Origin of the sequence: Pedobacter kyungheensis (assembly GCF_000812965.1) — a bacterium.
In the GTDB taxonomy this organism is placed as follows: Bacteria; Bacteroidota; Bacteroidia; order Sphingobacteriales; family Sphingobacteriaceae; genus Pedobacter; species Pedobacter kyungheensis.
Genome location: NZ_JSYN01000004.1, coordinates 287035 through 309136, shown reverse-complemented (window position 1 = coordinate 309136; position 22102 = coordinate 287035). Strand labels below are relative to the sequence as shown.

The following is a 22102-nucleotide window of genomic DNA, read 5'->3' as shown; positions in this document are numbered from 1 at the left end:
AGCATTTATCCCTGATCTGATTTGTACATCCGGCTTTCTACCGGGCGATAATATTCCTGCAGGCTTGCCGGCACCCTGGCATTGTAACCAATAATCTGCCTTAAGTCGCTGTCTATCTTTTCGCCAAATTCGTAACCCAAAAAGCGTGGATAATCGAATTGCTGCTTAATGTAGGGTTTGGTAAAGCCCAGCGTTAAGGCGCGGCGTGGTTTGCGGGTAAAATTAACACCGCCTGCATGCCAGAGGTTCGAATCGAACAGGATAATGCTTCCTTTTTTAGCCACGGCCTGTTTAGAAAATGCTTTGAAATGCTTTTCTTCAGGTTTGATATCGAGTTTGTGCGAACCAGATAGAAAATGCGTGGCCCCATTAAATATGGTAAAATCGTCGAGCACAATAATCATCTGGATCATCAGCTTCGAATCGGGCGAAAAAGTGCGGATATCGCGATGTATGTTTTGGATGTAGGAATGACTTTTTTTAGTGTTGATTACACCATTAATGCCGTTTAAGATATAATTTCCGCCTAAAAAATCGCGTATTTCGCGGTGACAGTATAGTTTGCTCAATAAATCGATTGCAAAATTATCTTTTTCGAGTAAGTGATGTAAAGTTCCTTCCATATTTGCTTCAATGCCGTTTAAAATCTGAATTTCGCGACGTAAATGGTATGAGGTTTCGAAACCTGCAATAATTTCGGAGATTAATTTCTGATTGATCGCTTTTTCATACACGACCCATCCATATTCATCAATAGCCTCCCTGAAGTCGGCTAAAGTGGCTCGTTTGTAAATAAATGTATTGTTCACAGCTTAAAGTTTAGTTGAATAATTTGGTTAGTTTACTGTGGCACTCCGGGTAGGTTAAGCCTGAAGTTGCATAATTTTGAAGAGTTCGGTGTTAACCAGGTTTACATCGAATTTGGATTTGGCAAATTCGTAACCTTTGCTTCCGAAGCGGATAATTTCATCACAGTTTTTAATGAAATACTCCATTTTACTGGCCAGCGCACTGGCATCTTTTACCGGAATCAGAAAGCCATTGGCTTGTCCGGGTATTTGGTTTACCGTTTCTCTGCAGCCAACAGAATCACTGGTAATTACTGGTCTTCCCATGGCCATACCTTCCAGTACACACCGTGGAACGCCTTCGCCATAATAAGATGGTAACACCATCACCGACGAATTTTCTATATCGGGCCTCACATCATCTACCTGCCCCATATATTGAATGGTATCGCCGCTGGCTATCTGCTGATATAAATCGGCATTAATCGCATCGATATTGGGATCATAAGATCCGATAAGTTTAAATACAGCTTTTGGAAACCTTTCGTGTATGATTTTAGCTGCATCGTAATATTCTCTAATGCCTTTGGCGTTAATTAAACGCGAAACCATTAAAAAGGTAACTGGTGAAGTACTGGGTTCTGAGTAATTGTAATGGCTTAAATCAACCCCAGATCCATTTACCACGTAAACCTGGTGTTTTTTATTGAGGATGTTTAACTGAACCAGTCGCTCTGAATCATCTTTGTTTTGAAAGATAATATTTAAACGCGGATCTGGTTTTAGGCTTAACTTAAGTAACAAACGGGTAATTTTTACTACGAGCTTATTACTTGAGCTGTTATCGGTAAAATTATAACCCAACCCGGTAAGCATGGGGGCTATTAGTTTAACCTTGCAAAGTTTGGCTACAAAAGAGCCATAAATAACCGGTTTAAAAGTATAAGGAAAAAATATATCCGGTTTAATGCTACGCATAAGTTTATATAGTGAAAATATAAACCGTAAATCAGAGAGGATAGATACATTACTGCCGTTAAGATTGCTTTCGTAGGTAATTACCTTCATATCGTCGAGCCGCTTGCGTACCGTATCCTGTTCTATTTTGGGTGTAAACACATACACCTGGTTATGCTGCTGCATCTTTTCAATCAATCTACCTCTAAAATCGAGCAATGATCTGGAAGAGTCGCAGACGATAAAGATCTTTTTCTTAGTAATGTTCATCATGTCAATTTTTTTTAATTTAAACTGCAAAGCCACCTATCCAGGTGGCTTCGCAGAAAAAATATGAAGATTTTGGTCTACTTAGTTGGACCGGCGTTAGCCATAACCAATGCAGGCACGCTTGCCGCATCGTTAACGTATGATTTGTAATCATACTCCGGAACCCAGCTAGAAACTGCAGTCGTTATATTATTTGCGCCACATTTATCGTAAATGTTGGTCGTAATACCACTAAAATATCCTTCCGGATCACTTGCTACTTTTGTAGTTAAAGGTTTAACACAGTTAGAGAAATACTCGTTATCTGTTCTTACAATACCACCTGCTCTGGTACCAATTGAGTAACCTGAGTTGTTTAAGTGATAGTTGTTAAACATGTGTACGCTACCGTAGTTCATTGAAGGCTCTCTCTCGGTAACATTGTACCACATGTTGTGGTGCATGGTTACGTGTAATTTACCTTTATCGGCTTCGTGACCTTCGATACCACCGCTAATTAATACTGATAAGTTTGTATCGTGGAATTTGCTCCATGAAACGGTTACGTAATCAGATTCGCGCGTAATACAAATGTCTTTACCCCAGTATTCCCATCCGTGTGTACGGTCTGTAGAAAAATCGCAGTGGTCTACCCAAACGTGGTGAGCCGAATCTTTAATTTGTACAGCTGCCTGTTCAACATAGTTTTTAAAGGTAATGTTCTGCACAATAATGTTGCTTACGGTGTAAATATATAAGTTAACACCTTCAATTACTGCACCTGGTTTACCGATAATCGATTTGTTTGATTTTACATAAACAGGATCCATACCTGCACCTTTAACTGTACCGCTGATGTAAATAATACGTGGCGTATTATCGGCAACTGCAGATTTTAATTGTGCCAGCGTGGTAACGGTAACTTCTGCGCCACCCTGACCGCCTGTAGTAGTACCGTTTACCATTGCATAGCCCATTAAACCAGAAGTAGATACTGTTGGTGTGCTTGGTGCAGTAGTTGCATTATCGCTAGGTGGAGCAATTGTACTGGTTCCGCCCATTAAATAGGTATAAGTACGGCCATTGGTTCTTGGATCTGTATTATCAGATGCCGAGAAGATTACGGTACTTCCCCAGTGGCTAAATCTGCCTTTACCTAAATTTCTAATATCATCATGTATTGAATGTGCCGGGCCTAACTCTACACCATTTTCAAATAATCTTAATATTGATTGCTCTTTAGCTGTAGAATTGTCGCCACCTGAAATCGTTTGCGAAATTTTATACGCATAACCACCTTCTGATTTTGTTCCGGAAAGGTTTATCTTTCCTGTACTTCCTACGGTTGCTGCTAACACTGCCGACGAATCGCCCGAAAACATCTCGGTGCTATTTGCTGCTACATCGTCTGCCTGTGCATTTTTTTTACAGTTACTAAAAAAAACAACCAGTGTAAACATTAACCCAATTAAACTCACTTTTTTAAACAAATTTGTCTTTCTCTGCATTTTTGATTTTTTTTAAATTTACAACTTAACGCTATATGCGATAAATGAGTATATTCAAAAAAATGCAGCTAAAGTGCTGATAATTAATTAATAGAAATTTAGTTATAGATTAGCTATACTGTAAACCAATTGTTTACAGAATGCAAAATTTAGATTTAATTATTCAATACATGTGAATTAATAATACATCTAGTTTACAATCAGATGACAAACTAAACCGCAATACGGAGTGTTTTCTGTGCAATATGTAAATCAGGGTGGTAAAATTCTGTAAACCATTTCACAAAATTCTTCACACCTACGTGTACCGAAACACTTGGTTCATAGCCTAATAGATGCTTTAAATCGTCAACATTTGCCGATGTTTCCGCCACATCGCCATCCTGCATAGGCATAAATATTTTTTCAGCCTTTAGTCCTGTTTCTTTTTCAATTTCCTCTACAAAATCCAACAAATTAACAGGTTCGCCCCTGCCGATATTAAATACAGCAAATGGTGCGGTTGAAGTAGCAGGATCAGGATTTTGGTTATTCCAATCTGGATTAGCTTTGGCAGGCTGATCAAAAATCCTAACTATCCCTTCTACAATATCATCTACGTAGGTAAAATCTCTTTTCATTTTGCCATTGTTAAATACTTCAATCGGCTTTCCTTCTAAAATGGCTTTGGTAAATAAAAACAAGGCCATATCAGGCCGGCCCCATGGACCATAAACAGTAAAGAAACGAAGAGCAGTGGTAGGCAGGTTAAACAAATGACTGTAGGCATGTGCCATTAGCTCGTTACTCTTTTTAGAAGCCGCATATAATGAAACCGGATGATCTACATTATCATGTGCCGAAAAAGGCATTTTTTTGTTTAGCCCGTAAACACTCGATGAACTGGCATATAATAAATGACCAATTTTAAAATGACGGCTACATTCCAGAATATTCAGAAAACCTTTAATATTGGCTTCGATATAAGCATCAGGATTGGTTAAGCTGTAACGCACACCAGCCTGGGCAGCTAAATTACAAACAGCATCGAACTGGTAAGTTTCGAAACAGTTTTCGAGGCCGGCTTTATCGCAAAGATCTAGTTTAATGAAAGTGTAGTTTTCATATTTAACGCTTTGCTGAGGAACTCCATCAACCAGGGTACTGTGTGTAATACCGGTTTCGGCTAAACGGGCGTGTTTCAGGTTTACATCATAATAATCGTTAATGTTATCGATACCTACAACAGTATCACCTCTTTCCAATAAGCGTTTTGCCAGGTGGAAACCAATAAATCCGGCTGTACCGGTAATTAAAATTTTCATAATTTTCTGTTTGAGAAACGGTTAAGAAAAGCCTTAAGCAAGGCGTGGATTTTATTTTTTAAGCATAGCTGTACAAACCGCTATGCAGTGTTTTGGTTTAATAATTGATTTTGAACTGATTACGCGTATAAGGCGTTTAAAATAGATTGGGCAAATACTTCGGGTCGTCTGCCGTACAAGTATTGTGTGGCAATGGCTGTGTTTTCTGTTTGTGGTTGCTGTAAAGTTTCATTCATGGCGCTAGCCAATGCCTTTGCATCGTTTACGGCTACTTTTGCAATTGCGGGTATTTCGCTTATTCCGCCGGCACAAAGGGTTGATACTACTGCATTGTTTACCGACATCATTTCTAACAGCACATTGGGAAATCCTTCTTTTATAGAGGATACGACGCAAAGTTTAGCCTGTTTAAAATATGGTGCCGGGTTATCGATCTGGCCTTTTAAAAAAACAGAACCGGTTAAATCGTTTTCGGTAATTATTTTCGTCAGTAATTCTCTTTCTTTCCCCTCGCCCAGCAAAAGCAATTTAAGTTGCGGATGCTCAGCTTTAATCAGTTTAAAAGCTTCGATCAAAACCGGAAAACCTTTTTCGGGGATCAACCGCCCTGCTGAGCAGATAAAATCGAGTTTTGCATCGCCATTAATTAGCGGCTGATTTGATTTGGCGACTATCTTATTAAAATCTATTGGGTTGGGCTGAACCAGTACTTTAACTTTTGCCAGAAAGGGATTGTGAAGCAGCAATTGTTCTTGCATTAAGGTGGTTTGGCAAACTACCAAGTCAACTGCCGGGTAGCCCATTCTGTAAATGATTTCGTAAATACGTTTCTTCATCCCCCGAAACCGGGTAAATACCGAAGTACATTCTCTGACAATGAGTTTCGACCGTAAATAGCCAATCCGTTTTAAAAAACCTAAAAAAGCATTTAAGTAGGGATGCGTACTCATTAAAATATCGTCGCGGCCAAATTGCCTGAGCTGTGGTACCAGTTTTGCAAAACCGCTAATCAAACTTTGTTTAGACAGATATGTTTTACCGATGTTTTCGGATACTTTTAAACCAGAAAAAGGTTGCTTCTTTAGAAAAACCATATCCCCTTCTACTGCGTTGGCCATCATGTGCAGTACGTTTTCTGCGCCATTAGGAGCATCTGTTAACGAAATGAAAGTGATTTTTTGTTTTAGTGTTTTCATTTCGTTTGGGTTTACCTGTTTTTATAATTCCTGACAAACTTTTTGATGGGCATTATCGGGCTTACTACTTTCCGCTTGCCATCAATTACAATAATGTTATCGGCAAAACTGATGTTATGGAGTCCTTTGTTGTATGCTTTATCGGGTAATATTTCGAACTGGCTGGTGCTTTTAAATTCCTTTTCGTTTAGTACTTCTATTTGGTTAATCATGATGGAGCCTCCGTAACGGTTAACCGGGTTTTGTGTAGGCCGGTACAGCGACTGCCCTACTACAAACAAATGCCCTGCAGCACGGCAAAAGGCTGCTTCAACAGGTATTGGGTTTTGATAATGCCCGGTATATTGTCCATTCAGCGCATTGGAGTGATAAATGTAAAGATGATCGTGATCGCCAGATACGCTGGTAAACAACCAGTATTTATTGTTGTAATGAATTACTGAACTATCTACAAAAGCCTTTCCGCTTACCAGGGCTTTAAGCTTAATCAACTTCTCCGGATTATTTTCATCTACCTGATAAAGTGCAACCTCTTTGGCTTCTGATGTTTCAGGAATGCAGTATAAAGTGCCCCCTTCTTCAATCAGGTATGGATAAGATAAGTGGATGGCATCGGGCTTTATACCGCTAATTTTCTTTTTGTTTTTAAAATCCAGCCCGTCAATCATCATGATCTCACCTTTCCCTTTCCAAAAATCAAGTTCTTCATAATAGATGCGCGGCGTGTTGCCCACATTTACTACAAAGGGATCGGCTGCGTAATCGATATCATCTTCAGGCAACCAGTTAATGGCAGCGCCTAATTTTCGGGTCTCGATCAAATTTTCGGGTGTTTGATGTACGAAACCAATGTTCCATTTATCGGCCGCGAAAATTTTATTGAAGAGGTTAACTGTTGCCGTTACCATATTGTTAAGCGACTAGTGAGATTTTTTTAGCGTTTGTTTTGTTCTTAATGAGCCATTGCGACAGCACCAGTAATTTCCATATTTGCGGATAACGGTTCCACTTCCCTGTCATGTGTTCATTAATAATTTCCTGTGTTCTTTTTACATGGATACCAGGGATGTTTTTTAAATTATCAGCAGAGAGGTTATCCATTACGTAATCTTTAAGCTCATTTCTGAACCAGTTTTGAAATGGCATGGTAAAACCTGCTTTTGGCCTGTCGAACATGTGTGCAGGTACGTGCTCGAACAAAAGATCTTTTAAAATCCGTTTTTGATTACCGCTGCTGTATTTAAAGTGCGTTGGCAATGTTCGAGAAAACTCAATTACCCGGTAATCCATTAAAGGTGAGCGCGATTCTAATGAGAAAGCCATAGATGCGCGGTCTACCTTGGTATTAATATCGCCGTTTAAATAAGTTTTAATATCGAAATCAGAAACACGCTCTAACAAAGGCTTTGATGGATTAGTTAAAATGTGCATCAAGGGATTATACTTAGCCAGATCGGGTTGTTTTACCCACGAGTTTTCCATATTGCCGAACATTTTTACATAAAGCTTTTCTACATCTTCCATCGAAATACCCATGGCAATAAGCTTGTGCCGGTAACTTGGCGACTGGTTAATTAAGCCGGCAAAAGCTTTTCTTATAGCATGTGGTGCGTAAAATAAACTACTTACCTGTTTAATCCATTTATACCGGTGATAGCCAAGGAAAGCTTCATCGCCGGCATCGCCACTTAAAGCTACCGTTACATGCGCCCGGGTACTTTTGCTTAACAGCATGGTGGGTATAGCACTCGAATCGGCAAAGGGTTCGTCGTAATAGCGGTTAAAGTTCTCGATCAGCTGAATGCCATCATCATAATTACATTCAATGGTATGGTGATCGGTTCCTAAATGTTTGGCTACCTGATTGGCGTAAGCACTCTCATCAAACCCTTTTTCGTTAAATTTAATGGAGAAGGTTTTTACGTGATCGATTTCTTTGGTAGCTAAGGCAGCTACGAGTGAAGAATCGATACCCCCCGAAAGAAACACCCCGAGCGGTACATCTGCATTCATCCTGATTTTAACAGCATCGGCAATAATAAGTGCCAAAGCTTCTTTAGCCTCTTCGTAAGTACCGGCAAACTTGTTTTTCCAGCCGTAATCTAAAGTCCAGTATTCGGTTATTTTAAGTTTATCGGTTTGGAGATTGTAAGTAAAGTAATTAGCGGCCGGCAATTGCTTAACATTTTGCCAAATAGATTGTGGCTGGGGTACATAGCCCCAAATTAAGTACTGGCTAATGGCATCTTCATCTACACTTAAATCGCGATCGATACTGATTTGCGAAGGCTGACTGGCGAATTCGAAAGTGCCATGCTCGTGAGCGTAATAAAAAGGTTTTTTGCCAAAACGATCGCGGGCACCAAAAAGCTCATTTTTCAGCGTATCGTAAATTACAAAAGCAAACATGCCATTGAAATATGTAAGGCAATCGGCACCATATTCAAGATAGGCGGCGCAAATTACTTCGGTATCGGAGCTGGTTCTAAACTGGTAGTTTTTAGCTTCGAGCGCTTTACGGATATCTTTGTAATTGTATATTTCGCCATTGAAAACGATATGCAGGTGCAGGTACGAAAAAGGCTGGTTGGAGCGTGCATCGAGATCGATAATGGCTAAGCGGTTATGGGCAAAAACAACCTGGTTATAACGTTGTACACCGGTATAATCTGGTCCACGAAAGTTGATCCTTGCCATTTTCTCGCGGACCACGCCGTCTGAGTAAGGTATAGTAGCACCATATATTCCACACATAACTTTAATTTTTTGAGTTGTTAACTGATTAATTCTTCGTATTCGGCACTGATTTTATCGAGCGCACATTTTTGATATACATTTTGCCTGATGGCTTCGGGCTTCCAGTTGTCGATAGTACAAGCCTGAATAATTTTCTGGCGAAAGTCTTCCAAATCGCCCTGCTTAATCACATAACCATTAAAACCGTCGATAATTAGGCCCGGAATACCACTTACCTTGAAAGTTACTACGGGCAGGCCTACGGTAAGTGCCTCAAGCACCACATTCGGAAAGCCCTCGGTATGCGAGCTTAGCACCATTAAATCGTGCTGAACCATTACCTCGTGGATATTTTTAATTTCACCCAATATTTTAAGCTTGTGGCCAAGCTGCCTGTCTGCAATTTGTTTGGCTATCTGATCTTTAAGCGCGCCTGTACCCACAAAATCGAGGTGGTAATTTTCAGGCAGGCCTGCCATAATCTCCACTAACCTGTCCAAGCCTTTTTCGAGCGCGAAACGCGCCACCACCAGGAGCTTGTAAATTTTAACGGGTGTTTTGGCGCCTTTGAGTTTGTTAGATTGCAGCACCGGATTAGCAATAACCTTGATTAAATGCTGATCAACATTGTAAGTATCAATAAGCGACTGTTTCATTTCGTCAGACTGGCAAACAATTTGTTTATAGCCCCTGTAACTTGCACTGGTAAAAAGCTCGTAGAATTTGGATTTAAAACCTTCATATAAACGTTGCTCGTGCGGAATGTTCGAAGCCCTTGCAATCAGCATCGGAATATTTAAAAACCTGCCTACCAGCGAAACCAGGATATTAATATGGTCGGTAGTAGAGAAAACAGCATAAGGTGCTTCTCGTTTTAAAACCGAGTATAAGGCAAAGAAAGATCGTGAAGCTTTTTTGGTTTTGAGATCTATAAACCTTACGCCATCCAGATCCATCGAAAAGCAATTTACTGTCGAATCGAGGATAACAATGGTGATTTCGAATTTATCTTTGTTAAAGCCCTGAGCAAGGTTCCAGAAAACCCTTTCAGATCCTCCGGAAGTTAAGGAGCTCAGTACAAAAAAAACTTTTTTCCTGACTTTAACTTCTTCATTAATGGTTTGTTGGAGCGCCGACATATCTTTTTAGTTAATTACAATTCTGTTTAACGTTAACCAGATAATCTTAAAATCGGTAAAAATATCATGCTGCTTAATGTAGCGCATGTTCTGTTTTATTTTGGCAGGAATGATCCTTTCTATATAATAGTTTTCAGGATCTTCTGCATGTTGTAAAAGCTCGTTTTCGTTGCAAAACTCAACCGAGGCCCAATCGGTAATACCTGGTTTGATCGACAACACATAACGTTGTTCTTCGCTGTACATGTTTACATATTTCCTAACCTCGGGTCGCGGACCGACAAAGCTCATCTGCCCTTTCAAAACATTTAACAACTGGGGCAACTCGTCAAGCTTGTATTTTCTGAGCCAGTAACCGATTTTGGTGATGCGGTTATCGTGGTTACCGATGGTAAGCAAGCTATTATTGCTTTGTACTACCTTCATGGTTCGAAATTTGATCAGGTGGAAATCTTTCATATTTCGGCCTACCCTGATTTGTTTAAAGATAACCGGCCCTTTCGAATCGAGTTTGATCACAATGGCAATCAATATTAAAAGCGGACTAAATAATATCAGGCACAAGATTGCAAATACCACATCGAATATTCTTTTTTTATTAGTTTTCATGATGCTACGGCCATTTGTTTAAGTTCAACCACGTTAGTTTCGATCACTTTGATATTTCTGTTTAGCTGAATCTGAACGCAGCTAATTACCGAAGGGATAATAAAATCAATTTCAGTTTGGGTTAACTGCGGATAAATGGGCAATGAAATTTCGCAGGCATAATTTTGATAAGCCATTGGATAGTCTTCCATTTTATAACCCATATTTTTAAAAAGGGTAAGCATAGGCATTGGAATAAAATGCACGTTTGTGGCAATCCCCAGGGCAGAAAGATCATCAATAATCTGATCTCTTTGTTCCTCGCTTAAGCCCTTAACCCTTAACGGAAAAAGGTGATAGCAGGATTCTCTTTGCGTACTTACCAATGGCGGGCTGATAAACCAATCCTGATCCTGAAAGCCTTCAAAATATTTTTTAGCGATCTCTTTACGTTGTGGCAGCAAATCGTTATCGTATTTCCTGAGTTGAGCCAGGCCAATTGCTGCACAGATATCGGGCATATTTATTTTCAAACCCTGAAAAAGAATATCATAACGCCAGCCGGCACCTCTTGATTTAGATAGCGCATCTTTGTTCTGTCCGTTAAGCGTATACATTTTTAAATAGGCGTACTCTGCTTCGTGATCGAACTGCTTTGGAAGGTTAAGGCAAATGGCGCCACCTTCTGCTGTTGTAATATTCTTTACTGCGTGAAATGAGAAAATGGTTACGTCGCAATTTTGAGCAGCTGGTTTATTCAGGTAGGTACTGCCAATAGAATGTGCAGCATCAGAAATTAATAATATCCTGTTTAACAGCTGTTGTTTATCAGAAGTGCTCCTGAATTTTTTCTGTACGTGATGATCATTAATCACTTCTTTTAAAGCAGCATAATCGCAAGGCCAGCCTGCTATATCTACTGCAATAATAGCTTTTGTCCGTGTAGTTATGGCTGCTTTTACTTTCTCTGGATCGATATTAAAATCTTCCAAAACATCAACCATAACTGGTGTAGCGCCACAATGTAAAACGGCCAATGCAGTAGCACTGTACGTATATGCTGGTACAATTACCTCATCGCCTGCCTTAACGCCAAACCATTTTAACATTAAAATGGCGCCCGAAGTCCAGGAATTTACACAAATTACTTGATCAGTACCTGTAATTACCTTTACTTCCTGTTCCAAGGCTTTAACTTTGGGCCCGGTGGTAATCCACTTGTTGTTAAGGGTATCTAATACCTGATCAACCACTGATTGATCGATAAACGGTGGAGAAAATGGAATATTCATAATCAATAAATTTAGTTTGTTTGTTAAAAAGGTCCGCCGGGATGCAGAATGCTTAAATCGTTAATTGTATTGGATCAAAATGGGGTCTTCCATTTTAATTTTAGAGAGCTGTAAAATGGCAAAGTATAGAAACAATGTAGGTCCGCTTGTAGCCAGAAGCCATTCGTTATGAAAAAATGAATTGATTGATATTGCAATAAATGAACAGCTTAAACAGACAAGCAGTGCATTTTTCTTATCCTTAACATGCAGAAAAGCATAAAAAATTACCTTGCCGACTTTATGGTATAATAAAATGAGTAAAATAAAGCCGAGCAATGGACCCAGGTAAGTAATAAACATTAAATAAGCATTGTGCGAGGTAATGACTACAGGGCCTTTCTTGTAAACAAAATTGTGCTGTACCACATCATTCCAGGTTTTACCATAAAAAAGCAAACCAAAGGGGTAATCGGCAATAATTTGTATGTTTTCGCCCATTAAATCGCCCCTTTCTTCTTTCCCTTTAGCGTTTTCGGCACTTTTATTTAATATGTTTTGTTGTTTTTTATCACCCGAAAACTGCTCGAGTGAACTTTGTGCAATAAAGAATACGCCGGCAAGTAAGCCAAATAATAAAATTGACTTGAATTTGTAGTAGCTTAAAAAAAACAAACCCACCACAACGATAAAGGCAACCAAAACCGACCGCTGCATACCAAAGAAAATAAGGCACAAAGACAAGCCGAACAAGAGCAGGTTAAGGAGCCAGCTGCGTTTAAAAAGCACAGCATTAACTACCATGAAAGGTGTTAGTGCTGCCATTTGATAGCCAAAGGTAAAAATGGTGCTCGATATACCTGCAGGCGACTGCAAAACATCTTCCTGAGCTAAAAGCGATCTGATGGGCGCCATGTTGTACTGGTGATCTATAAACATGATCAATCCCGAAAGCAGTAAAACCCCAAAGAAAAAGCCAATGGCAATATTCATCCGCTTCAGGTTGGTGCCAATAACATAGTTAAACAGTAAGGCGAAGCAACCTGCAACAATGAGTAAGGCGAAAAAACCCGTTATATCAGCCTGTCCAATCAAATAGAAAAACAGCGCCGCTACAAAAATTACCATCAGCTCTTTACCGTAGGAGAAGTGCGTTATCTCTGTCCGGTAGAAGTAGATAAGCGGAGCCAGAAAAACCACTGGCGCAGGGATCCTGAAAACCCCTGTCATGAAGATGTTGAAGGTTGTTGCGTAAACATAGCCAAACAACAAAAAGAGAAACATTATTTTTTTGGTCATGACAGTATTAATTCTTCCCAGTTGGCTGAGATTCTTTCAATAGAGTTGGTTTCGTTAATGAGCTTAGCTTTATCAGAAAATTGTTTTTTTAGCTCACTGTTATTTAGCAGTTTATCTATAGCTAATGAAAGTGCAGGTACATTATCTTGTTCTATCAGAAAACCATTAACGCCATCTTCAATTATTTCTGAGGGTCCGAATTCGCAATTCATGGCTACACAAGGGCAGCCCATCCCCATGGCTTCTACCAGTGCATTGGGATAACCTTCGTTTCGCGATGGCAGCACAAAAACAGTAGCCTGGGCATAATAATCCTGCAGGTTTGATTTAAAGCCAATCAGCTTTACTTTGCCACTCAGGTTCAAAGCAGCAATTTGCGCTTCTAAAGCTGTTCGTTCAGGTCCTTCACCCAATATGATGAGATCCGTATCTCTTAACTGCAAAAGATGGTACGCTTCGATTAGCCTGTCAAAACCTTTTTCGTGACTTAGCCTGCCCACCGACAGCATAAAAGGTTTGCTGTTAACCGATCCGGGATTGGGTTTTACAAACTGATGAATCGGATTGTATATCGTTTTAAAATTATACAGCGTTTCAAACTGTTTAATCCGCTTAAATCCATTAAACATACCAAATGCAGGCAGCACAATTGCTTTTGATTTCCTGTAAATGTGAAATACAAACCATTGTAAAAATTTATTGTACTGATTTAAAGTGCTGTCTGGTGCTGTTCTTTCAGAAACCAGGTATGGCAGGCCTAAAATCATGCAACATAAACCTGCCCAGATGTTTGCCGAGGTCATAAAACAGATGGTACAGTCGGGCTTTTCTTTTTTTAATAAAGTAAGTAGCCTGTAAAAAGTTAAGAAAGCATACCTAATTCTATTGAAGCTATTGTGATTGTCTTTCCTCTCGAGGAGGTTTACAATTTTTACCTGCTCATTTAGCTGATATTTAACCTGAGCTTTATTGAGGCAAATCACTGTAACACTGCAATCTTTGCTGCTAAAGTGATTAGCCAGGTTGCTAATTACTCTTTCAGCTCCACCACCTTCTAAACTGTTTATTACGAAGCATAATCTGGTAGCCATTTCTAATTAATTTACAATCGTTTTAATGGTCTGGAAAGCGTTTCCAAATGTTTTATGTTTTACCTCGAAGAGGAAGTACCTTTTTAAATAGAAATGCAAAAGCTTAATTTTCTGCAACCCTGTATAGGTAAAAATCTTTGCAATGATGTTAAAGTCGCTCAGCTGCATTTTCTTTAATGGCACATAAGAAACCGGGCTCCATATACCACCTGGATGACGCCTGTAACAGCTCATTACTTCTGGCAGCACATAAATCTTTTTGCCGGTTATCCAGGTGCAGTACAACTTCAGAAACTTATCGCAGGCATGGCATTTTAAAAACCATTCGTTTTTGTACAAATTTTTAATGGGTTCGATATTTCTGTACAGAATGGTTGCCGTGCAGGTTTCTACTTGTTTATTGATGATCAAATCGCTAAAGCTATACTTTAAGGGAACGGGATTAAAATCCATGTAAAACACTTCAGTATCGTCAAAATTAATTTCGCGGGTGTAGTGGCAACACATCACATAATCAGGATTGTTTTCTAAAAAATCTACCTGTTTTTGCAACTTATACGGGTCGGTCCAATAATCATCACCATCGCAGGTGGCCACATACTTCCCTTTGGTTTCGAGCGCCACACGAATTACGTTTTGTGTGGCACCGATATTTTTGGGTGCTTTTAAACGGGTAATCCTGCCCGGGTATCGGGCTACATAGTCATCAATAATTTTGTCAGTGCCATCTGTCGAGCAATCGTCGCCTATTATGATTTCAGTTTTAAAATTGCATTGCTGCATCAGGAAACCATCAAGTGCCTTGGCTATAAATTTACTGTGGTTGTAGGTGATGCAAAAAATGCTCACCATGATATCGTTTTGGTTCGGTTCCATAATAAATGATGACATTAATGTCCATTTACCGCAACCCTGCTGCCATTAACGAGATGGCCATAATCGGCAAGTTTAACAACTTGTTTTTTGCGGTAATTCTGAGTTCTTAAGATAATTCTCACCACCAGATCCTGGTCGGCACTAGTTAGCGTGTGGTACAATGGCAGGCACATGATGCGTTTGGCAATAGAATCGCAAATGGGCATGTTTATTTTATCAATATAGGGTAATGCCGATAGCGAAGGGTAAAAGTACCTTCTGCAATACACCTGAACCAGTTCGAGCTGTTTCATGGTATCGAGCATAATTTCTTCCGACCGGAAAATAACCGGGAAATAAGCGTAATTGAAATCTGTATCGGCCTGTATGGTCTGAAACTGCGCATCAGCCTTGCCAAGGCGCATGGCATAATGTTGCGATAGTTCTTTTCGTTTGCTCAGAATCTGATCGATGTAATTGAGATTACATAAACCCATTGCAGCATGAAACTCTGAGTTTTTAGCATTGGTGCCGAGTTCTGAAAAAGTATCTACCCCACTGTAACCAAAATTTCGCATCAGCGCCATTCGCTTTAAAACATCAGGATCTTGTGTAAATACCGCGCCCCCCTCTATGGTATGAAACAGTTTGGTAGCGTGGAAACTGGTGGTGCTCACATCGCCATAGGCAAAAATCGATTTTCCTTTGTATTGGGTGCCAAAACAATGTGCGGCATCGTAAACAACCTTTAAATTGTGTTTTTTAGCAATGCGGTCAATCGCGTCAATATCACAAGGATTACCAAATACGTGTGTGGCTAAAATGGCTGTGGTTCTTGGTGTTATTGCAGCTTCAATTTTATTGGGATCGATGTTGAGCGTTTCTTCATCAATATCAACAAATACCGGTTTGCAGCCCTGCCAAACAATGCTGCTGGTTGTAGCTACAAAAGAAAAAGGCGTGGTAATTACTTCTCCTTTAATTTCTAAAGCCTGTATGGCCAGTTGCAGGGCTATTGTACCGTTGGTAACATAAAGTAAATGCGGGAGCGCCAAATACTGTTGTAACTTTATTTCCAGTTCGTTTACCAATGGTCCGTTATTGGTGAGCCACTGTCTGGCCCAAATGCTACTTACATAGCTTTTAAAATCTGCCTGTTTAGGCAAAAAGGGTTTGGTTACAGGTATCATTGTTTGAGGATTAATTGTTTAAAATCAGTTAGGGCTGCTAAGCGGATGGTATTGCTAATGCCCAGGTAAAAGCCGGCGTAAACAACGCTCAGTCCTACAATCCGCAGAAAGTTATTGAGCTGATATTGTGCAAGGAACCATTTATCGAGGCCATAACACGCTAAACCTAAAAGGCTCGATAACATTAAAATAGGCGCAATATCATGAAGCTGTTCTTTAAGTGGATAGTTGATTAAGCGGCCACTGTAAATGGAATTAATGTAATAGGCAAAAACAGTAAAAAACAACTGGAAGTACAGAAGCCCCATAATGCCGAATGGAATGACACAAACAATTCCAATTACACTTAGCACTTTTTTCAGTATTTCAAGTTTTAAAAACTGCCCGCTTTGTCCTTTAACTTTTAAAATATTTAAGTTGTAGGCATGTAAAGGGTACAAAACCCCGGCAATGCACAAAATCTGGAAATAAGGTACTGATGGCAACCACTTATCGGTTAAAAGCAGCGAAATTAAAGGCTGGGCAATTAAGGCCAGAAAAATCAAAATCGGTGCATTCCAGAATAAAACCTGCTGCATTAACCTTTTGTATACCATTTTAAGTTTTACATCGTCATTGCTGATGTTCGAAAACATGGGATAGGTAACTTTATTAATTGCAGTAGAAATAATGCCAATAGGCAACTGGCTCAGGCTATCTGCACGTGCATAAAAACCAAGTTGAGTTGCGGCATAAAAGCGTCCGATTATTACGGTATATAAGTTTTGGTAAACGGTATCCAGCAGGCCGGAAAGCGTCATTTTATATCCAAAATGGAAATGCCTGCGAAAACTCCTTTTGCTAAACAGTAATCGCGGCCGCCAGTCTGAATAAAACCAGTGCAAAATGGTTGATACTGTTGCACTTAAAAGACTCATCCATACCAGGCTCCAGGTGCCATAACCATTTTTAGCCAGGAAAATGCCCAAACAACCGCCCAGAATTACGGAAGGAATCTGGATGATTGTTTGGAGCTTAAACTTCATTTCCTTGGTTAAGAGCGTATTTTGGATGCTGAAGAAAGCATTAATTAAAAAGGTTAAACCATAAATCCTGACAATATTGGTAAGTTGCGGCTGCCTGTAAAAATCAGCTATAAATGGAGCAGAAATAAAAAAAATGCCGTAAACGACAAGGCTTCCCAACAGGTTAAAAAAAAATATGGTCGAATAATCTTTTTGGCCGGCTGTTCGTGTGCGGATGAGTGACGAAGTTAAGCCGCTATCCATTAAGGAATTGCCTATGGCAATAAATATGGAGAGCATGGCAATTAAGCCAAATTCGGCCGGACTTAATAAGCGGGCCAGTATAATGGTAATGAACAGGTTTATGAATTTAACACTAAACTGCTGCCCAATCGACCATATAATGCCCGATCGTGCTTTATATGTTAAACTCATGGCTTTTACAAACGAACCGTTTCCATTGATTGCGGTAAAACTGATTTGATATCGTAAACTACACAGGTTGGTTTACGCAATTCGGCAATATTCAGGCTATCAAAGGCCTGGTGTGCCACAGCGAGTACGATCCCATCATAACGCCTGGTTTTTGATGAACCATTTTCGCAAATCACACCATAATTGTGGTTGGCCTGATCGGCATTGGCCCAGGGATCGTGAATGGTTACGTTTACCTTGTATTCTTCTAGGCGTCTTATGATATCAATTACCTTGGTATTGCGTACATCAGGGCAATTTTCTTTAAAGGTAAAGCCCAGTACAAGTACCTCAGCCCCTACAATATGGATGTTTTTGGCAATCATCTTTCTAATCATCTGATCGGCCACATATTTGCCCATACCGTCGTTTACACGCCTTCCGGCTAAGATAATTTCGGGGTGGTAACCAGCTTCCTGTGCTTTTTGGGCTAAATAATAAGGATCTACACCAATACAGTGACCGCCAACTAAACCAGGTTTAAAGTTTAAAAAGTTCCATTTGGTACCTGCTGCTGCCAATACTTCAGAAGTATCGATGCCGAGGGTGTTAAATATCATGGCCAGTTCGTTTACAAAAGCAATGTTAATATCGCGCTGGGCATTTTCGATCACTTTTGCTGCTTCGGCCACTTTAATAGAAGAAGCTTTGTAAGTACCGGCGTTAATCACCGAACGGTATAAAGCATCGATTTTTTCTGCTGCCTCTGGTGTAGAGCCCGAAGTAATTTTTAAGATATTGGCTACCGTATGTTGTTTATCGCCAGGGTTAATGCGTTCGGGTGAGTAACCTGCAAAAAAGTCTTTGTTAAACACCAATCCTGATCCTTTTTCCAGAACAGGTACACATTCGTCTTCAGTAACACCAGGGTAAACGGTCGATTCGTAAACTACGATATCGCCTTTCTTTAACACTTTCGCTACTACTGCACTGGCTTTAATTAAGGGGGTTAAATCCGGTCGGTTGTTTTTATCAACCGGTGTGGGTACAGTTACAATGTAAACCGAAGAACTGCGCAATTTTTCGAGCTCATTGGTACAATACAAGCCTTGTAATGTAGTGCATTCAAAAGTAAGCACCTCATTTAGTGCTTCTTCAGTTACTTCAAGCGTATTGTCATATCCGGCTTTCAGCTCTGCTATGCGGCTTTCATTAATATCGAAACCGAATACTTTGTATTTCTTGGCAAATTCTACTGCCAGTGGTAAACCAACATATCCTAAGCCGATTACCGACATTTTTAAATTATCTTCAGAATTATACATAATGTTGTTGTGGGTTAACGGTTAAAGTAAGGTTGCTTATAGGTACACGGGTTACTACAGCACAATCTAAATGATCGAAAGACATGAGTACATGTTTGCCCTGAATCTGGATCACCTCTCCTTCCTGGTTGTGGAAAAGACCATTGCTGATCCGAACGCGATCGCCTTTGGATACGCCGCTCAAACTTACTACATCAACATCGTTATAGGCATCCATGATATGTTTCAGGCGTTCTATTTCACTATCCCGAACGATAGCAGGTTTCCCCATGTACTGAATGAAATTAAGTACGCCCTGGATGAATCGAACTTTAAATCCATCTCTTTCATCAATTTTAACAAAAACGTATCCGGTAAAAAGTGGCAGGCTAACTATTTTCTTTCTGTCGGCCCATTGGTTTTCTACATTTCTAACCGGGCAAAAAGATTCAAAACCCTGCTCCTGAAGCAGTTTGTCAACTTTTTTTTCCCAGCGTGGGCGGGTATAGATTACGAACCATTTTTTAGGAAATGAGGGTCGGTAGTTAATTTTAGATTCCATATGATTTGATAGAGATTAAGATTTAATTTTCTGACCGTTTGATAAAGCTTCGCTATATCACTTACATGCTGTAGGTAATAATGCTTATTCCAGGTGTTTAAATTGTTTTTAGCCGACCGGATATAGCTTCGCTATATCACTTACATGACTATTTTTTTGTTTTTTTAAACCTTAGATGCTTTTGAGGCAAATGGGCAATTTAATGTGAGTAATTTACAGCCGCCTGAACTTTTAACCGGGCTTAGTTAGAGCACGTGGTTCAATTAGCTTGCAAACAAGAATTAAATCGTTTGGGGACGTTTATTTGGTATTGGGTACTGGGTATTCTTGGTATTCTGGATAAAATAGGGCTGGTTTAGTTAGCCATGGCATAACCGTAACCGCCATAACTGTATTTCTGGTTTTTCTCCCGTTTGGCGTCGTTAAATACCACCATTGGGTTTTTAAGTTTGTTGTTCTCGCAAATATCTTTCAATATGGCCAGCTGGTATTTATTGGTGTAATTGTAGCGCACCAGATAAATGCTTACGTCGGCATACTCGGCCAGGCTAAAGGCATCGGCTACCTGCCCTACGGGCGATGTATCGATGATGATATAATCGAACTTTTCTTTTAGTTCATCAAAAAGCATGTCCATTTTGGGGCTCATCATGATTTCGGCCGGATTTTCGGGCGATTTGCCACAACCGATAACCGAAATATGTTCTGATACTTTGGTAGGTCTAATAATGTCTTCTAAAAATACGGCGTCATCAAGCAGGTAATCGGTTAAACCTACGGTTTGTTTTAAGCCCACCTTGTTCAGCAGGTCGGGTTTTCTCAAATCAAACTCGAGCACCACTACTTTTTTATCCAGCATACCTAAAGTAGTAGCCAGGTTTACACTGAAGAAGGTTTTACCCTCTCCTTTCATGCTCGAGGTTACCAGCATTACCTTGTTATCGTTGTTATTGGCCATTAGTCCTAAATTCATCCGGATGTACCTGAATAATTCGGAAATGGTAGAGCGGTTATCTTTTTGAAAAACAATGGTGCTTTTATCGAGGTTATGCGAAAGCTCACCCAGCATTTTTGCACCGGTTAATTCGATGGTACTGGCATCCTGTACTTTGTTATTGAAGAAACCTTTAATGTAAATGGTGCCTGCAGGTACAAGAAATCCGAGAATAAAACCGCACAAATACAATAATGGCTGTTTTGGACTATCTGGTATGGTGTTATAAGCGGGCTTATCTACAACCTGCGAGGTAGGGACGGTGGCTGAGAGCGATAAAGCCGTTTCCTCCCTTTTTTGTAACAGATATTTATATAGTCCCGATTTTACACTTTGCTCGCGGCTTCTTTCCAGCAAACCACGCTCTATAGTAGGCACAGATTTGATTTTGTTATCATACTGTGAATAATTGGCCCTTAAGTTATTGCGTTCAATCACAAAACCTTGTTTAATGCTGCTCAGGTTTTCCAGTATATTGGTTTTTAGGCTGGCCAATTGCTCGTTAAGATTTAAAACCAACGGGTTTTCGGCATTTGCTGTGCGCAACATCCGGTTGCGTTCTAACTGTAAATCGTTAAATTTAGAAATGAGCGAGTTTAAAATCGGGTCTTTAAGGCCCATTGCACTTGGTGCCAAATCGTACTGGCTTTGTTTACCTTTAAAATAGCTTTCTATAGAAGATACGATCCGCAATTGTACTGATGAATTCTCCAGTAACTGGTTGTATTCGCTGGTACGGGTAGCATTCATCTGTGCATCCATATTGATATCGGTTACACGGTTCTGCTGTTTGTAATTTTCTACATCTTCTTCTGTTCCGGACAAATCGCTAACCAGGTACTTTAACCTGTTATCGATAAAGCGGATGGTATTGCGGGCAATGGTATTTTTATTGTTAACGTTATTGATGTTGTAAGTTTCGATCAGGTCGTTTAAAATATCAATCCCCCTTTGTGGCACAGCATCGTTTAAGCTAATGGTTATGGTATTTGCATCTTTAACTACAGGTACAATTTTTAACGAAACCAAACTATAGGCTTCTGTCATTTTGTACAGATTTTTAAACTGGATTTTAATTTTGCCGAATTCGCTTTTAAATGCTGGTCCTTTTTCTACCTTAACCACATAGTTTTTATTATGTAGCGTATCGCCATACTTTACAATATTGGTATTGAGGCTATCCTGGATGATGTAAGAAACATCGTCGAGATAAGAAATATTGATTTTGCGGGCGTAAGCACCATTTTTTAAGCTGATGGCGTTAACCACCAATGGTGATGTTTTGCCATAAAGTTCTTTCACCCTTAAACCTTCTTTTTTAAAGTACGCGGTTTCAAGATGGAGTTTTTTCAATACTTTAAAAATCAGGTCGCGCGATCTCAGGATCTCGATTTCGTTATCAACCGTTTTAACCGTTTGAAACATATTGAGATCGCTGAATGCGGTGCTGTTTGACATGGCTGCACCGTTTTTATCGTCAGAGATTAATAAAGTACTGCTTACTTTATATTTTGGTGGTGTGATGTATAAAAAGCCATATACTGCCCCCATACAAATGGCAATACTGAGTAAGAAATAAGGCCAGTTTCTGGCAAAACTTATAATAGTTTCTGCAAAATCTTTTGCGCCACCACTTACGATTTGTTTAGACAT

General features: G+C 39.8%; 18 protein-coding genes. All 18 read right to left on the bottom strand.

Annotated elements, in window-relative coordinates:
• Nucleotides 1–5 precede the first annotated feature (5 nt).
• Entirely contained in the window at nt 6–809 is an 804-nt protein-coding gene (locus OC25_RS05355) for a phytanoyl-CoA dioxygenase family protein (protein ID WP_052265973.1), read from the bottom strand.
• 54 nt (nt 810–863) lie between these two features.
• Nucleotides 864–2018 (bottom strand): glycosyltransferase family 4 protein, encoded by a 1155-nt coding sequence (locus OC25_RS05350; RefSeq protein WP_245221898.1) that lies wholly within the window; start codon nt 2016–2018, stop codon nt 864–866.
• 74 nt (nt 2019–2092) lie between these two features.
• Complete coding sequence (locus OC25_RS05345) at nt 2093–3502, bottom strand: pectate lyase family protein (RefSeq protein WP_245221896.1); 1410 nt, start codon at nt 3500–3502, stop codon at nt 2093–2095.
• A 212-nt stretch (nt 3503–3714) separates the two neighbouring features.
• Complete coding sequence (locus OC25_RS05340) at nt 3715–4806, bottom strand: NAD-dependent epimerase (RefSeq protein WP_039472547.1); 1092 nt, start codon at nt 4804–4806, stop codon at nt 3715–3717.
• A gap of 119 nt (nt 4807–4925) precedes the next feature.
• Nucleotides 4926–6002, bottom strand: a complete 1077-nt coding sequence (locus OC25_RS05335) for a glycosyltransferase (RefSeq protein WP_039472544.1) — start codon at nt 6000–6002, stop codon at nt 4926–4928.
• A gap of 11 nt (nt 6003–6013) precedes the next feature.
• Nucleotides 6014–6910: a glucosamine inositolphosphorylceramide transferase family protein gene (locus tag OC25_RS05330; RefSeq protein ID WP_039472542.1), complete on the bottom strand. Its 897-nt coding sequence runs from the start codon at nt 6908–6910 to the stop codon at nt 6014–6016.
• A 4-nt stretch (nt 6911–6914) separates the two neighbouring features.
• Nucleotides 6915–8756 carry an asparagine synthase (glutamine-hydrolyzing) gene (gene asnB / locus OC25_RS05325; RefSeq protein ID WP_039472540.1) on the bottom strand — a complete coding sequence of 614 codons (1842 nt, stop codon included), beginning with the start codon at nt 8754–8756 and terminating at the stop codon, nt 6915–6917.
• 20 nt (nt 8757–8776) lie between these two features.
• Nucleotides 8777–9877, bottom strand: coding sequence for a glycosyltransferase (locus OC25_RS05320; protein WP_052265971.1), 1101 nt, complete (start codon nt 9875–9877; stop codon nt 8777–8779).
• Nucleotides 9878–9883: 6 nt separating this feature from the next.
• The gene (locus tag OC25_RS05315; RefSeq protein WP_039472537.1) at nt 9884–10486 is read right to left on the bottom strand and encodes a sugar transferase; all 603 of its coding nucleotides are present in this window, start codon (nt 10484–10486) and stop codon (nt 9884–9886) included.
• The gene (locus tag OC25_RS05310) at nt 10483–11757 is read right to left on the bottom strand and encodes a DegT/DnrJ/EryC1/StrS family aminotransferase (RefSeq protein ID WP_039472535.1); all 1275 of its coding nucleotides are present in this window, start codon (nt 11755–11757) and stop codon (nt 10483–10485) included. The genes OC25_RS05315 and OC25_RS05310 overlap by 4 nt, the downstream gene beginning before the upstream one ends.
• A 60-nt stretch (nt 11758–11817) precedes the next feature.
• The gene (locus OC25_RS05305) at nt 11818–13035 is read right to left on the bottom strand and encodes an O-antigen ligase family protein (protein WP_039472533.1); all 1218 of its coding nucleotides are present in this window, start codon (nt 13033–13035) and stop codon (nt 11818–11820) included.
• A complete protein-coding gene (locus OC25_RS05300; protein WP_039472531.1) occupies nt 13032–14126 on the bottom strand; it encodes a glycosyltransferase family 4 protein in 1095 nt (364 codons plus the stop codon). Before OC25_RS05300 ends, OC25_RS05305 begins: the two co-directional genes overlap by 4 nt.
• 6 nt (nt 14127–14132) lie before the next feature.
• The gene (locus OC25_RS05295) at nt 14133–15002 is read right to left on the bottom strand and encodes a glycosyltransferase family 2 protein (RefSeq protein WP_039472529.1); all 870 of its coding nucleotides are present in this window, start codon (nt 15000–15002) and stop codon (nt 14133–14135) included.
• A 14-nt stretch (nt 15003–15016) separates the two neighbouring features.
• On the bottom strand, nt 15017–16171 hold the full coding sequence (locus OC25_RS05290; RefSeq protein WP_052265970.1) for a DegT/DnrJ/EryC1/StrS family aminotransferase: 1155 nt from the start codon (nt 16169–16171) through the stop codon (nt 15017–15019).
• Nucleotides 16168–17610 carry a lipopolysaccharide biosynthesis protein gene (locus OC25_RS05285; protein WP_039472526.1) on the bottom strand — a complete coding sequence of 481 codons (1443 nt, stop codon included), beginning with the start codon at nt 17608–17610 and terminating at the stop codon, nt 16168–16170. The genes OC25_RS05290 and OC25_RS05285 overlap by 4 nt, the downstream gene beginning before the upstream one ends.
• Before the next feature lie 5 nt (nt 17611–17615).
• Entirely contained in the window at nt 17616–18914 is a 1299-nt protein-coding gene (locus OC25_RS05280) for a nucleotide sugar dehydrogenase (RefSeq protein WP_039472525.1), read from the bottom strand.
• Complete coding sequence (locus tag OC25_RS05275) at nt 18907–19455, bottom strand: UpxY family transcription antiterminator (RefSeq protein WP_039472523.1); 549 nt, start codon at nt 19453–19455, stop codon at nt 18907–18909. Before OC25_RS05275 ends, OC25_RS05280 begins: the two co-directional genes overlap by 8 nt.
• A gap of 355 nt (nt 19456–19810) precedes the next feature.
• Entirely contained in the window at nt 19811–22102 is a 2292-nt protein-coding gene (locus OC25_RS05270; RefSeq protein WP_039472520.1) for a GumC family protein, read from the bottom strand.